Origin of the sequence: Serratia sp. FDAARGOS_506, assembly GCF_003812745.1 — a bacterium.
In the GTDB taxonomy this organism is placed as follows: Bacteria; Pseudomonadota; Gammaproteobacteria; order Enterobacterales; family Enterobacteriaceae; genus Serratia.
The window spans coordinates 1,726,264-1,739,581 of sequence record NZ_CP033831.1 but is presented as its reverse complement, the minus strand read 5'-3'; the positions used below and the strand labels follow the sequence as shown (position 1 = coordinate 1,739,581).

The 13,318-nt window shown below is 60.2% G+C and carries 13 protein-coding genes; 1 reads left to right on the top strand and 12 read right to left on the bottom strand.

Annotated elements, in window-relative coordinates; all coding sequences use genetic code 11:
- Nucleotide 1: 1 nt before the first annotated feature.
- The 11 genes from tatD to udp form a co-directional block, all read right to left on the bottom strand.
- Nucleotides 2–784, bottom strand: a complete 783-nt coding sequence (gene tatD / locus EGY12_RS08460; RefSeq protein WP_123893135.1) for a 3'-5' ssDNA/RNA exonuclease TatD — start codon at nt 782–784, stop codon at nt 2–4.
- Nucleotides 785–836: 52 nt separating this feature from the next.
- Nucleotides 837–1,607 carry a Sec-independent protein translocase subunit TatC gene (tatC, locus tag EGY12_RS08455; RefSeq protein ID WP_004934456.1) on the bottom strand — a complete coding sequence of 257 codons (771 nt, stop codon included), beginning with the start codon at nt 1,605–1,607 and terminating at the stop codon, nt 837–839.
- A gap of 3 nt (nt 1,608–1,610) precedes the next feature.
- Nucleotides 1,611–2,180 (bottom strand): Sec-independent protein translocase protein TatB, encoded by a 570-nt coding sequence (gene tatB, locus EGY12_RS08450; protein WP_123893134.1) that lies wholly within the window; start codon nt 2,178–2,180, stop codon nt 1,611–1,613.
- A gap of 3 nt (nt 2,181–2,183) precedes the next feature.
- Nucleotides 2,184–2,447 (bottom strand): Sec-independent protein translocase subunit TatA, encoded by a 264-nt coding sequence (gene tatA / locus EGY12_RS08445; protein ID WP_123893133.1) that lies wholly within the window; start codon nt 2,445–2,447, stop codon nt 2,184–2,186.
- Nucleotides 2,448–2,527: 80 nt separating this feature from the next.
- Nucleotides 2,528–4,159, bottom strand: a complete 1,632-nt coding sequence (gene ubiB, locus EGY12_RS08440; protein ID WP_064290679.1) for a ubiquinone biosynthesis regulatory protein kinase UbiB — start codon at nt 4,157–4,159, stop codon at nt 2,528–2,530.
- Entirely contained in the window at nt 4,156–4,764 is a 609-nt protein-coding gene (locus tag EGY12_RS08435; protein ID WP_123893132.1) for an SCP2 domain-containing protein, read from the bottom strand. Before EGY12_RS08435 ends, ubiB begins: the two co-directional genes overlap by 4 nt.
- Before the next feature lie 13 nt (nt 4,765–4,777).
- Nucleotides 4,778–5,533, bottom strand: coding sequence for a bifunctional demethylmenaquinone methyltransferase/2-methoxy-6-polyprenyl-1,4-benzoquinol methylase UbiE (gene ubiE, locus EGY12_RS08430; RefSeq protein WP_025304918.1), 756 nt, complete (start codon nt 5,531–5,533; stop codon nt 4,778–4,780).
- A gap of 78 nt (nt 5,534–5,611) precedes the next feature.
- The gene (gene rmuC, locus EGY12_RS08425; RefSeq protein WP_060424144.1) at nt 5,612–7,159 is read right to left on the bottom strand and encodes a DNA recombination protein RmuC; all 1,548 of its coding nucleotides are present in this window, start codon (nt 7,157–7,159) and stop codon (nt 5,612–5,614) included.
- Nucleotides 7,160–7,299: 140 nt separating this feature from the next.
- Entirely contained in the window at nt 7,300–7,830 is a 531-nt protein-coding gene (locus tag EGY12_RS08420; protein ID WP_123893131.1) for a DedA family protein, read from the bottom strand.
- A 79-nt stretch (nt 7,831–7,909) separates the two neighbouring features.
- Nucleotides 7,910–8,692, bottom strand: a complete 783-nt coding sequence (locus EGY12_RS08415; protein ID WP_123893130.1) for a tyrosine-protein phosphatase — start codon at nt 8,690–8,692, stop codon at nt 7,910–7,912.
- 129 nt (nt 8,693–8,821) lie between these two features.
- A complete protein-coding gene (gene udp, locus EGY12_RS08410; RefSeq protein WP_004934432.1) occupies nt 8,822–9,583 on the bottom strand; it encodes a uridine phosphorylase in 762 nt (253 codons plus the stop codon).
- Nucleotides 9,584–10,069: 486 nt separating this feature from the next.
- Between udp and EGY12_RS08405 the strand changes: the two genes are divergently transcribed.
- Nucleotides 10,070–10,897, top strand: a complete 828-nt coding sequence (locus EGY12_RS08405; protein ID WP_123893129.1) for a dienelactone hydrolase family protein — start codon at nt 10,070–10,072, stop codon at nt 10,895–10,897.
- A gap of 84 nt (nt 10,898–10,981) precedes the next feature.
- Here the strand turns inward: EGY12_RS08405 and metE are convergent, their stop codons facing one another.
- The gene (metE, locus tag EGY12_RS08400; RefSeq protein ID WP_172962909.1) at nt 10,982–13,270 is read right to left on the bottom strand and encodes a 5-methyltetrahydropteroyltriglutamate--homocysteine S-methyltransferase; all 2,289 of its coding nucleotides are present in this window, start codon (nt 13,268–13,270) and stop codon (nt 10,982–10,984) included.
- Nucleotides 13,271–13,318 lie beyond the last annotated feature (48 nt).

Here is a 13,318-nt window from a genome sequence, read left to right as displayed (position 1 = left end):
CTCAAACCAGCCGGAATAGCCGGCGGGCGTTCTCATCGGTTTTTTGCCCCAGCCATTGCGGCTCTTCCTGTCGCCAGACGGCGACCTGATGCACGATGTGGGGCAGGAAACAGGGTTCGTTGCGGCGAGATGCGGGTTTAGGCTGTAAATCGCGGGGCAACAGATAAGGGGCGTCAGTTTCCAACAGCAGACGCTCGGCCGGGATCTGCGGCAACAGGGCACGCAACTCCAGGCCGCGCCGTTCGTCGCAGACCCAACCGGTAATCCCGATCGACAGGCCCAACGACAAACAGCTTGCTAATTCTTCGGCGGTGCCGGTGAAGCAATGCACCACGGCCGCGGGCAGTTTATCCAACCACGGCGTCAGTAGCTCGGCAAAACGTGCGTGTGCGTCGCGGCAATGGAGAAACACCGGCAGCGCCAACTCCACCGCCAGCGCCAGCTGCGCGGTAAACGCTGCTTCTTGCTGCGCGGGCGTCGAGAAATTGCGGTTGAAATCCAGGCCGCACTCACCGATCGCCACCACTTCAGGGCGCACGGCCAACGCATAAATCTGCTCGGCGGTTTGCTCATCCCAACCGCTGGCGTAGTGCGGATGCACGCCGGCAGTAGACCAGCAGTAGCCCGCATGTTGCTGCGCCAGCTCGGCGGCATCGCGGCTTTCCGCCAGGTCGGTGCCGGTAATTAACATCCCCGTCACGCCCGCGGCGCGGGCGCGTTCCACCACCGCCTGGCGGTCTTTGGCGAATTGGCTGCTGGTGAGATTAACGCCGATATCAAACATGGTTTTTTCCAAAGCAAAAGCCGCCCAATGGGCGGCTTAGCAATAATGTGGATCAAGGTGCTGGGGGTTCGTCACCCTCGTCTTCTTCTTCCGCTTGCGGACGACGTTTGCCGGTATAGAAGCGAGCGAAGAACACCCCCACTTCAAACAGCAGATACATCGGTATTGCCAACAGGGTTTGCGAGAACACGTCCGGCGGCGTCAACAGCATGCCGACCACAAACGCGCCGACCAACACATACGGCCGTTTCTTCTTCAGATCCTCCGGCGAGGTGACGCCACTCCAGCACAGCAGAATGATGGCGACCGGCACTTCGAAAGCGACGCCGAACGCCATAAACAGCGCCATGACGAAATCGAGGTAGTTTTTAATGTCGGTCGCAATGGTCACTCCCATCGGCGCGGTCTTGGCAAAGAAGCCGAAGGCCAGCGGGAACACGATGAAGTAGGCGAAAGCCATGCCGAGGTAGAACAGCAGGCTGCTGGACACCAGCAGCGGCATCATCAGGCGGCGTTCATGCTTGTACAGCGCCGGCGCGATGAATGCCCACACCTGATACAGGATCATCGGCGCGGAGACGAACACCGAGACGATCATGGTCAACTTGATCGGCGTAAAGAACGGTGACGCCACGTCGGTGGCAATCATGCTCGCCCCGGCCGGCAGCTGCTTGAGCAGCGGCGCAGAGACCAGCTGGTAGATGTCGTTGGCGAAAAACACCAGCACCACGAACACCGCCAGCACGCAAATAATCGAGTTCAACAGCCGCTTGCGCAGCTCTATCAGATGACTGATAAGGGGTTGGGTATCTTCAACAGCCATGTATTAACGATCGCCACTAGGTTGGTGAGACGCTGGGGTTTTATCCGCAACTGATTCGACAGGTACCGGTACGGTTTCAACCGGCGCTTTAGCCGGTTGCACCGCCTCAGGCGCAACCGGGGACGCGGCCACGGCGGCCTCAGGTTCCGCCGCCGGTTTCGGCACGGCGGCAGGCGCACTGGCACTGGTCGCCGCTTCCGCCGGCGTCACGCCGTCGTGCAGGGCTTCCGGATCGGGGGCCTGCGGGTTATGAATGGTGTTCGCCAGCTCTTCTTTCTCGCCCCGGTAGGTGCGTTTCAATGATTCCGCCGCGTCTTTCAACTCATCCATCGATGCCTTCAATTCCGGCGTCAGGTTCTGCAGGCCGGCCTGTTCGGCTTTTTTCAGGCTGTCCTGCAGCTCCTGCAGCTTCAGCTCTTGAGACAGTTCATGCTGCACCGAGGCCGCCAGCGAGCGCAATGCGCGGATCCAGCCCGATACCGTTCTGACCGCGACCGGCAACCGTTCCGGCCCCAGAACAACCAGGCCGATCACCAGCACCAGCAGCAGCTCACTAAACCCAATGTCAAACACGGTTTATACCTGCTCTTTGTTCTTCGACTCTTCCGGTTTCACTTCCGGCTGCTTATCGGTAATAGGCTTGGCCGAGAAGTCGGCATCATCCAGGCTGGTTTTCTCAGCCGTGTTGGGTGTAGACGGCGTATCATCGCCGATAGCCTTTTTGAAGCCCTTGATCGAGGCGCCGAGATCGGAGCCCAGCGTGCGCAGTTTTTTGGTACCGAACAGCAGCACCACGATCACTGCGATGATCAACAATTGCGTAATACTAATACCGCCCATTTTAATTACCTCTAATTTTAAAGGGTCTTTTAAAGTCAGCCCGCATTATAGGGCCGACTTTACCAGAGTAACGAATTAAATCAGGTGGTTCGCTTCCAGCCAATCACCCAGCATACGATGCCGGCGGCCATCATCCAGGCGGGAAACACCTCGATTTGCCCCAGCAGCAACAGCGTGCCGCTTACCAACAGTGTAGCGCCAACGCCGAACAAATAACGTGATTGCCCCTGACGAACCCGCTGAGCCTGCATCTGGTTGGTCAGCTTATCAACGCTTTGTTGCAACAGTTTATGCTGCTGCAGGCTGTCGTAAAACAGCTCGGGCAGTTCGGGCAGCTTCTCCGCCCAAAACGGCGCTTTTTCTTTCAGCGCGCGCACCACCGCAGGAATCCCGACCTGATCGCGCAACCAGCTCTCGAGGAACGGCTTGGCTGTGGTCCACAGATCCAGCTGCGGGTAGAGCTGGCGCCCCAGCCCTTCAACATACAGCAAGGTCTTCTGCAATAACACCAGCTGCGGCTGCACTTCCATATTGAAGCGGCGCGCGGTGTTGAACAGGTTCAGCAGCACGTTGCCGAAGGAAATCTCCGCCAGCGGCTTCTCGAAAATCGGCTCGCACACGGTGCGGATGGCGAATTCGAAGTCTTCCACATTGGTGTCGCGCGGCACCCAACCGGAGTCGACGTGCAGTTCCGCCACCTTGCGATAATCGCGGTTGAAGAAGGCGATGAAGTTTTCCGCCAGGTAGCGTTTATCATCTTTGTTCAGCGAGCCGACGATGCCGCAATCGATGCCGATATAGCAAGGATCTTCCGGATGTTCGTAGCTGACGAAAATATTACCGGGATGCATGTCCGCATGGAAGAAGCTGTCGCGGAATACCTGGGTAAAGAACACCTGAACGCCACGTTCAGCCAACAGTTTCATGTTGGTGCCCTGCTGCTCCAGCGTGGCGATGTCCGAGACCGGAATACCGTAGATGCGCTCCATCACCAATACGCTTTCACGACAGTAGTCGGAATAAACTTCCGGTACGTACAGCATCGGGCTACCGTCGAAATTGCGGCGCAACTGAATGGCGTTAGCCGCTTCGCGCAGCAGGTTCAGTTCGTCCAGCAGAGTTTTCTCGTACTCACGCACCACTTCGCGCGGGCGCAGACGGCGGCCGTCCGGCAACAACTTCGGCACCCAGCCTGCCAACCGGTACATCAGGCGCACGTCGGCCTTGATGATCGGCCCGATATCCGGACGGATCACCTTCAGCACCACTTCCTGGCCGGTGGTCTTCAACCGCGCGGTATGCACCTGCGCGATCGAGGCAGAGGCCAGCGGCTGCTGCTCGAAATCGTCGAACCAGGTTTCCAGTGGGCCGCCCATCGCCAGCTCGATATGTTTACGCGCCAGCGCACCGTCGAAAGGCGCGACCCGATCCTGCAACAGCGTCAGCTGATCGGCAATCTGCGGCGGAAACAGATCGCGGCGGGTCGACATCATCTGGCCAAACTTGATCCAGACCGGTCCCAGCTCCTGCAGCGCCAACCGCAGGCGTTCACCCAGCGGCTTGTCCTTGTGCCGATTCGGCATCCAGAACAGCAGCCGGCGGCCGAAGCGCAGCGGCAGCGTCAAACGCATTTTAGGGATCAGTTCGTCCAGCCCATAGCTGAGAAATACGCGGACGATAAAATACAAACGGCGCAGTTCGCCTGGGGTCATCGCTTGCCCTCCAACTTGTCCATGCGGGCAGACAGCGCTTCCGCGCTGCGGGCGAGAGCATCAACTTCTTCGTTGAACCACACCACTTCCAGCGGCCCCGGCGCCAGGCGCCACTCTTCCGTCAACGCCTCCGCCATGTCCTGCTGCCGGCGCATAAAGCCGGCTTTCAGCAACGAAGCGCCTTTTCCCAGCGCCTGCGTAATACCCTGAGCGGCGATATCGCCGATGTAGGGCGCCAGCCACTCCGCCGGATCCCACTCAGCCAGATCGAGCAGACCAACCAGCTGTTGCACCACCTGAATATCGCCTTCCACCGTCAATTCGCCGCTGCGCATCAGCACCGGCAACTGCTGGCGATCGCGCAGCCTCAGTAAGGCGGGAATGCGGCTGCGCACGGTGCAATCGGCGCTGTCTTCAGACTGCCCCAGCACGTCCACGCGCAATTCGCTGAACACCAGCACCAGCGGTGAGGCCAGCTCTTCCAGTTCGATGCGCAGCACCTTGCCCGCCAAGCGCTGGCGAGCGGCTTTCATACTGCGATCGCGAAACAGCAGATTATTCAGCGAGGTTTCCAGCGCACCGGTCAGCAGAGGGGTAAACAGCATCGGCATCTCCCTCTCAGAACTTGAAGCCGCGATGCAGGGCGACAATCCCACCGGTCAGATTGAAATAGGTGACGTTTTCAAAACCGGCGTTGCCCATCATGCCCTTCAGGGTTTCCTGATCGGGGTGCATGCGGATCGACTCCGCCAGATAGCGGTAGCTGTCTGGATCTTTCACCACCAGCTCGCCGATCTTCGGCAACACGTGGAAGGAGTAGGCATCGTAAGCCTTGCTCAGCGGCGCCAGCAGCGGCTTGGAGAATTCCAGCACCAACAGGCGGCCGCCCGGCTTCAGCACGCGGAACATCGAGCGCAGCGCTTTGTCTTTATCGGTGACGTTGCGCAGGCCAAAGGAAATGGTGATGCAATCGAAGTAGTTGTCCGGGAACGGCAGCGCTTCGGCGTTGGCCTGCACGTAATTGATGTTGCCGACGATACCGCGATCGCGCAGCTTCTCGCGCCCCATCTTCAGCATCGAATCGTTGATGTCCGCCAGTACCACCTGCCCCTGTTCACCGACCATGCGGGAGAACTTGGCGGCCAGGTCGCCGGTACCGCCGGCCAGATCCAGCACGCGCTGCCCACGGCGCACGCCGCTGCAGTCAATGGTGAAACGCTTCCAGATACGGTGGATGCCGAACGACATCAGGTCGTTCATCACGTCATACTTTGCCGCTACCGAATGAAAAACGTCCGCCACCATGGCTTGTTTTTCGTCTCTCGCGACGGTGCGAAAACCGAAGTCGGTGGTTTCCTGCGGTTGATCTGCCATTGTCCTGCCTGCTATTCAGTCAATTTTGTGTGGATGAGTGTACCAGAAGCCCGGGGAATACCCCACCTCGCCACGGCCTCAACCGTGCGAAACGAAGCCCGGTTCCCCGGCGGTATCGTCATCATCTTTCGTCTGCGGCAGCGCGGCGACATCATCGTCGTTCGCCTCTTCCGCTTCATCGTGTTGCGCGCCGGCTTGCTGCGCCAGCAGCGGGTTGATTGGCCGTTTGACCTCAACCCCCAACGCGCGGAAACCTTCAATTTGGCCGATAAGATTACCACGGCCTTCGCTCAGTTTGTTCATCGCCTGACGATAACTGCCCTGCGCCTTATCCAGGCTCTGCCCCAGTGCGGACATATCGTCCACGAACAGCCGCATCTTGTCATACAGTTTCGCCGCGCGATCGGCGATGCGCTGGGCGTTCTGGCTTTGATGCTCATAGCGCCACAGGTTGGTGATGGTGCGCAGCGCCACCAGCAACGTGGTCGGGCTGACCAGCATGATGTTGTGCTTGAGCGCTTCGCTGATCAGCTCCGGTTCGCGATCGATAGCCAGCAGGAAGGCGGGCTCGACCGGAATGAACATCAGCACATAGTCCAGCGAACGCAGCCCCGGCAGCTGCTGATAGTCCTTGCGGCCCAGCATGCGGATATGGCCGCGCAGCGAGGCGATATGTTCGCTCAGCGCCGCCTCGCGCTCCACCTCGTCTTCGCCGTTGAAATAGCGCTCGTAGGCGATCAGCGACATCTTGGCGTCGATCACCACATCCTTGCCCTGCGGCAGACGCACGATGACATCGGGCTGCATGCGGCTCTGGTGATCCACCCGCACGTTGACCTGCGTTTCATACTCGTGCCCTTCGCGCAGGCCGGAGGCCTCCAGCACCCGGCTCAGCACCACCTCTCCCCAATTGCCCTGCGTCTTGTTGTCGCCTTTGAGCGCCTTGGTGAGGTTGATGGCCTCGCGTGCCATCTGCGCGTTCAACTGCTGCAGATTGCGTATCTCGTGCGTCAGCGTGTGGCGCTCCCGCGCTTCCTGACCAAAGCTGTCCTGCACCTGACGGCGGAAACCGTCCAGCTGTTCGCGCAGCGGCAGCAGCAAACGATCCAAACTTTGCTTATTTTGCTCGTCCACCTTGCGGCCGCTGTGTTCAAAAATGCGGTTGGCGAGATTTTCAAACTGGGTGGTGAGGCGTTGTTCGCTGTTGATAAGCAGGCGCTGCTTCTCCTCCGCCGCCATGCGCGTCTCTTCCAGACGGATGGTGACTTCGCGCAGCTCAGCCTCTTGTGCGCTGTTGACCTCGCGCTGAGCGCGCAGCTCCTGATTGAGCAGTTCGCACTCGTTGCGCCAGTGGTTGAGCTGTTGCAGCTTTTCATGCCCGGCCGCCAGCTGGCTGTGCAGGTTGCGCAGCTCCAGCTCGCTCTGCCGCAGCTGCTGCTCGTGGCGCTGCAGAGCCTCCTGCCGCGCCGCCGTTTCCTGCTGCGCCTGCTGCAACGCTTGCTCCAGCAACCGCAGCTCGGTTTCATGCTGCGCATTCGTCTGTTGCACCCGCAGACTGGCGATCAACCACCCCAACAGCATGCCGATCGTTACGCCGCCAATCCCATAAATCAGACTGGTATCCACCCTGCCTCCTGTTGCACCTTGCCGTTCCGGCGTTTCGCACGCCCATTGCCCGTCACGTTAAGGGGAGCCTGTATGGATGTCCAGCCTGATTTTACCCGCCGCGCACAATATTGCGCGGCGCTGCGCAATTTAGCGAGAAATCAGCCCAGCCACTGGCTGAGCCACTTGATGCCGAATGCCCCCGGCGCCAGAATGCCGAACGCCCAGATCATCGCCGACGTGACGTTGGCTAACTGGAAATAACGCTGCGGCATGCCGCAAATGCCGCCCACCAGCGGCACCACGGCGCGCAGCGGGCCGAAGAAGCGGCCGATGAAAATACCGAGCACGCCCCAGCGTTCAAAGAACGCGTGGCCGCGCGTCAGCAGCTGCGGATTGCGCGACAGCGGCCACATGTGCGCCACGCGGTCCTGATAGTGATAGCCGATCCAGTAAGAGAGCCAGTCGCCGAAAAACGCCCCGACGGCGGCAGCGGCCCAAATCGGCCAAAAGGCGATGCCACTTTCGCCGATCAACGCACCCAGCGCCAGCAGGATCACCGTGGCCGGCAGCAGCAGCGACAAAAACGCCAGCGACTCGCCGAACGCCAGGAAGAAGATGATGGGAATGGCCCAGCCTTCGTGCTGACGCACGACGTCGCTGACCCAGTTGATAACGTCATTGAGGCTCAATGCGGGGCTCCTGATACGCGATAATTCGCCGCCTAGGATAGGCCGGGGCGAGTTAAACCCCGGCTAAACGCGCGGCGATTTACTCGAGGTAGAACGCCTGCAGCGCTTCGCGCTGGGCTGTGCCCAGGCCGTATTCTGCTTCCAGCCAGCGGTCGGTGGAACCGTATTGCTGACGGATGCAGCCCAACGCCGTCATCAGGAACTCCTCGCGCGCGCTGAGCACGTAGGCGAATTGCTTCAGCGCCGCCGCATTCAGCTTGATGGACAGCTGATCCAGCATCTGCTCGCGGAAAGTGGCCAGCGTGGTTTCGGTCAGCAGATAGTCTTCCAGCACCGTCGCTTCGTCGGCCCCCAGCGCGAACAGCACCAGTGCCGAACCGACCCCGGTGCGATCCTTGCCGACCGCACAGTGCTGCACGATGGCGCCGCCGCCAGGATTACTCAACAACTGCGCCAGCCGCTGATAGGCCGCATTGCCGAACGGCAGGCGGCGATACAGCTCCAGCATGAACGCGCGGGCGTCGAAGGCGGCCAGCGTCTCGTTGGTGAGCTTCTCCAGGTTGGCGTTGACTTCGCTGCTCAGCGGGTTGGCCGGCACATGGTGATAATCGGCGCCATTCCACAAAATATCCGGCTTGGCCTGCACCTCGTCGGCATCGCGGTAGTCCAGCACCGAGCGCACCGGCACGCCGGCGAGAAAGGCGCAGTCGTTTTCCGTCAGCCGCTCGAGGGAGCCGGAGCGGAACAGCAGGCCGCGCTTGATTCGGCGCCCGTCGGCCACGCCGTTGCCGCCGAAGTCGCGGAAATTGATGCCGCCGTCGAGCGGCGCGAGCGAAGGATGAAGCAGGATCTGGGCGGTCATAAACGTCCTCGTTGTTTTTGTTATGACAACGCGCGGCAGCCATCGGCGCAGCGCTGAGGAGTATCACCGTAACAGATTCGCCGCGAATGGAAAAACGGGCCGCGTCGGCGGCCCGTCGGGAGAAGGCAATTACAACAGGCGGCGGGCGGCGTCTACCACGATCTGCACCGCTTTGCTTTCGGTGTTTTTCATGGTTTCGGCGTTCGGGATCTCTTGCTGGGTGCGGTTGACGATCACCCCGGCCACCATGCCGGCACGCAGGCCCTGGCTGGCGCACATGGTCAGCAGCGTGGCAGATTCCATTTCATAGTTCATCACGCCCATCGCCTGCCACTCTTCCATCGAGCCTTTGAAACGGCTAACGACGCGGCCAGAGTAAGTGTCATAACGTTCCTGGCCCGGATAGAAGGTATCGGAAGAGGCAGTGACGCCGATGTGCGTGGTGGCACCGCTGGCCTTGGCCGCTTCCACCAGCGCGGTGGTGCAGGCGAAGTCCGCGACCGCCGGGAACTCCATCGGCGCAAAGTGCAGGCTGGCGCCGTCGAGGCGTACCGCCGCCGTGGTGACCAGCACGTCGCCGACGTTGATGTTCGCCTGAATGGCGCCGGTGGTGCCGATGCGCAGGAAGGTGCGAATGCCCAGCTGCGCCAGCTCTTCCACCGCAATAGAGGTAGACGGGCCGCCGATACCGGTAGAGCAGACGATCACCGCCTTGCCGTCCAGCTCCGCGCGCCAGGTAGTGAATTCACGATGGGAGGCCAGATGCACCGGATTTTCCATCAGCTTGGCAATCTTCTCTACGCGCTGCGGATCGCCCGGCACGATGGCAAGCTGGGCCCCTTGTAAATCGTTCTTGGTGAGGCCGAGATGAAAAACGTCAGACTGAGACATACGAGACTCCTCATGGATCATGTTTATTGGGAGGAACAAAAAAGCACTCTACTGAAAATCGCCGCTTAATTTCGTGACGATAGTCACTATGAAAAGAGAAACAAATTACATGCTACATATTTTTTGTGATTTTTATCACAAAAAACACAATGACATATCCAGAACGCACCGCTCCACCTCAGTCTAGCCGACAAATCTTGCCGCCCTCTGCCCGTTGATTGCCGGCTGAAACTATTTAGCTGAGCGATTCGAAATAACCCCATCTTATCGGTTGCTTAGGGACAAAAAAGCCCTCTAACGCACCTTATGGCACTTACGCGGGCCAAAACGCGTAATAACATGATAAAAAGCGCTTAAAAATGCCGCAAAGCCAGATAATTAGCCGTTTTTTATCGACTTGTCTGAAAGTGCTCCACGCAGCGCCAATAATGGGTAATCTTTCCTATAGTTAATCTCAGCGCTTTTTTCTATTGCACGGAGACCGCAATGAAAACCGAACATGTGATGACATTAGAACAGGCTCAGGGTGGATTCGCCCCAGCCGCCGCGCCGTTGGCCACCTCCGCGATTATCACCGACGAACAGGGCATCCACGCCGGGCAAACGACCATCCCTTCTCAGGGCGACGCGCTACCGGCCTACGTCGCCAAGCCCGCCGACCATAGCGGCCCCTTCCCCATCGTCCTGGTGGTGCAAGAAATCTTCGGCGTTCATGAACATATTCAGGATCTGTGCCGTCGCCTGGCCAAGCAGGGCTATCTGGCGATCGCGCCCGAGCTCTATTTCCGCCAGGGCGACGCCAACGACTACACCGATATCGGCGAGCTGTTCCAGCAGTTGGTCACCAAGGTGCCGGATCGTCAGGTGCTGTCGGATCTGGATCACGCCGCGCACTGGGCTATCCGCCATGGCGGCGACGCCGGCAAGCTGGCGATCACCGGTTTCTGCTGGGGCGGCCGCATCACCTGGCTGTACGCGGCGCACAATCCGCAGTTGAAGGCGGCGGTCGCCTGGTACGGCAAACTGGTCGGCGAGAAAACGCTGAATTCACCGAAGCAGCCGGTCGACGTCGCCACCCACCTGTCGGCGCCGGTGCTGGGGCTGTATGGCGGGCAGGACAGCAGCATCCCGCTGGAGACGGTGGAAACCATGCGTCAGGCGATCCGCGCCGCCAACGCCGAGGCCGAAATCGTGGTGTATCCCGAGGTCGGGCATGCGTTCAACGCCGACTATCGTCCCAGCTACAACGCCGAAGCGGCGCAAGACGGCTGGCAGCGCATGCTGGCGTGGTTCGCCCAGCACGGCGTCAAATAATTTCCCTCGCATAAAAAAGGGCGCCGAAGCGCCCAATCATCACACCAGTAAATCTATAAGCGGCGGTTCATCCGCCGCACAGCATCATGCTTGCTCACGCAGGCGCTGTGCCGCCAATACCATGTTGGCCAGCGACTGCCGGGTTTCCGGCCAGCCACGGGTTTTCAGGCCGCAATCCGGGTTAACCCACAGGCGTTCCGCCGGGATGTTCTGCGCCGCTTTACGCAGCAGCGCCTCAATCCATTCCACACTCGGCACGTTCGGCGAGTGGATATCGTAGACGCCCGGCCCGATTTCGTTCGGGTATTCGAACTCTTTGAAGGCTTCCAGCAGATCCATATCGGAACGCGAGGTCTCGATGGTGATTACATCCGCGTCCAGCGCGGCGATGGAGTCCATGATGTCATTGAATTCGCAATAACACATGTGGGTGTGGATCTGGGTGTCATCCCGCGCCACGGCGGCGTTCAGTTTGAAGGCATCCACCGCCCAGTTCAGGTAGGCGGCCCAGTCGGATTGGCGCAGCGGCAGCCCCTCACGAAGTGCGGGTTCGTCGATCTGGATGATGCCGATGCCGGCTTTTTCCAGATCTTCCACCTCGTCGCGCAGCGCCAGCGCAATCTGCTTGGCAATCACTTCGCGGGTCACATCTTCACGCGGGAACGACCAGCACAGGATGGTCACCGGCCCGGTCAGCATGCCTTTCACCGGCTTGTCGGTCAGCGACTGGGCGAATTTGGCCCATTCGACGGTGATGGCTTCCGGGCGGCTGACATCGCCGATGATGACCGGCGGCTTCACACAGCGGGAACCGTAGCTCTGCACCCAGCCGTTCTGGGTAAACACGAAGCCGTCCAGGTTCTCGCCGAAATATTCCACCATGTCGTTGCGCTCGGCTTCACCGTGCACCAGCACGTCAAGCCCGAGGCGTTCCTGCTCGACGATCGCCTGTTTGATGTGCTCACCGATGCTGGTGCGGTAGTTGTTACCGTCCAAACGGCCCTGTTTGAAGTCCAGACGCAGGCCGCGGATCTCGGTGGTCTGCGGGAACGAACCGATGGTGGTGGTCGGCCAGGCCGGCAGGTTGAAACGCTTGCGCTGCGCCCTGGCGCGCTCGGCGTAAGCGCTGTGGCGTTCACTGTCCTGCGCGGTGATCGCGGCCAGGCGACGCTCAACCTGTGGGTTGTGCACGCGGCTCGACTGACGGCGAGCGCGGATAGGCGCGCTGTAGGCGTCCAGTTCGGCTTGCTTGGCCGCGTCAGGCGCGTTCAGCGCCGAGCTCAACAGCGCCAGCTCGGCGCATTTTTGCAGCGCGAAGGCGAACCAGCTTTTCACTTCTTCGTCCAGACGGCTTTCCACGCTCAGATCGATCGGACTGTGCAGCAGTGAACAGGAGGTGCCGATCCACAGTGGGCGAGTTCCCACCAGCGGCTGAAGACGTTCGAACCAGCGGCTCAGATCGGCGCGCCAGACGTTGCGGCCGTTGATCACCCCCAGCGACAGCAGCCAGTCGTTCGGCAATGCGGCGCTCAGCGCGGCGATATCGTCATGACCGGCGACCAGATCGACGTGCAGCCCCTGTACCGGCAGCGTGCGGACGGTATCGAGGTTGTGACCGACGCTGTCGAAATACGTGGTCAGCAGCAGCTTCACCTGCCCCTGCAGCGCATCGTAAGCCGGTTTGAACGCGTCCAGCCAGGCTTGCGGCAGCTCCAGCACCAGCGCGGGCTCGTCAATTTGCACCCACTCGACGCCGCGTTTCGCCAGCTCGGCCAGCACCTGTTGGTAAACCGGCAGGATATCTTTCAGCAGCGACAGGCGGTCGAACGGCTCGCCCTTCACCTTACCCAGCCACAGATAGGTCACCGGGCCCAGCAGCACCGGCTTGATGCGATGGCCGAGCGCCAGCGCTTCATCCACTTCGTCCAGCAGCTGAGTCCAACCCAGCTTGAACTGCTGGCCTTGCTGGAATTCGGGCACCATGTAGTGGTAGTTGGTGTTGAACCATTTGGTCATTTCCGCCGCGGCCGCCGGCTCGCCGGTCGGTGCGCGGCCACGGCCGATGCGAAACAGCGTGTCCAGATCGATAGAGCCATCCGCATTCTGATGGCGCGCCGGCACGTTGCCCAGCAGCAGGCTGGTGGTCAACACATGATCGTACCAGGCGAAATCGCCGACCGGCACCAAATCCACCCCGGCCTGCTGTTGCTGCTGCCAATGACGAGCGCGCAGCTCGCGGCCAACTGCCAACAGCTCTTCCTGCGTTGAGTTGCCAGCCCAGTAGCTTTCCTGAGCTTTTTTCAGCTCACGTCGCAGCCCAACGCGAGGAAAACCCAGTGTGTGATTCAAAATTGCCATCGTCATATTCCCCATTTAGCCGTCCAGATGTTTACACATCCATAATCAGCAGGTACTGTATTA

Coding starts and splice junctions, on each gene's coding strand:
- EGY12_RS08435 (WP_123893132.1), bottom strand. CDS start 4,764: ATGCTGTTTACCCCTCTGCTGACCGGTGCGCTGGAAACCTCGCTGAAT.
- ubiE (WP_025304918.1), bottom strand. CDS start 5,533: ATGGCAGATCAACCGCAGGAAACCACCGACTTCGGTTTTCGCACCGTC.
- tatC (WP_004934456.1), bottom strand. CDS start 1,607: ATGGCTGTTGAAGATACCCAACCCCTTATCAGTCATCTGATAGAGCTG.
- udp (WP_004934432.1), bottom strand. CDS start 9,583: ATGTCTCAGTCTGACGTTTTTCATCTCGGCCTCACCAAGAACGATTTA.
- EGY12_RS08405 (WP_123893129.1), top strand. CDS start 10,070: ATGAAAACCGAACATGTGATGACATTAGAACAGGCTCAGGGTGGATTC.
- ubiB (WP_064290679.1), bottom strand. CDS start 4,159: ATGACCCCAGGCGAACTGCGCCGTTTGTATTTTATCGTCCGCGTATTT.
- EGY12_RS08415 (WP_123893130.1), bottom strand. CDS start 8,692: ATGACCGCCCAGATCCTGCTTCATCCTTCGCTCGCGCCGCTCGACGGC.
- tatA (WP_123893133.1), bottom strand. CDS start 2,447: ATGGGCGGTATTAGTATTACGCAATTGTTGATCATCGCAGTGATCGTG.
- metE (WP_172962909.1), bottom strand. CDS start 13,270: ATGGGGAATATGACGATGGCAATTTTGAATCACACACTGGGTTTTCCT.
- tatD (WP_123893135.1), bottom strand. CDS start 784: ATGTTTGATATCGGCGTTAATCTCACCAGCAGCCAATTCGCCAAAGAC.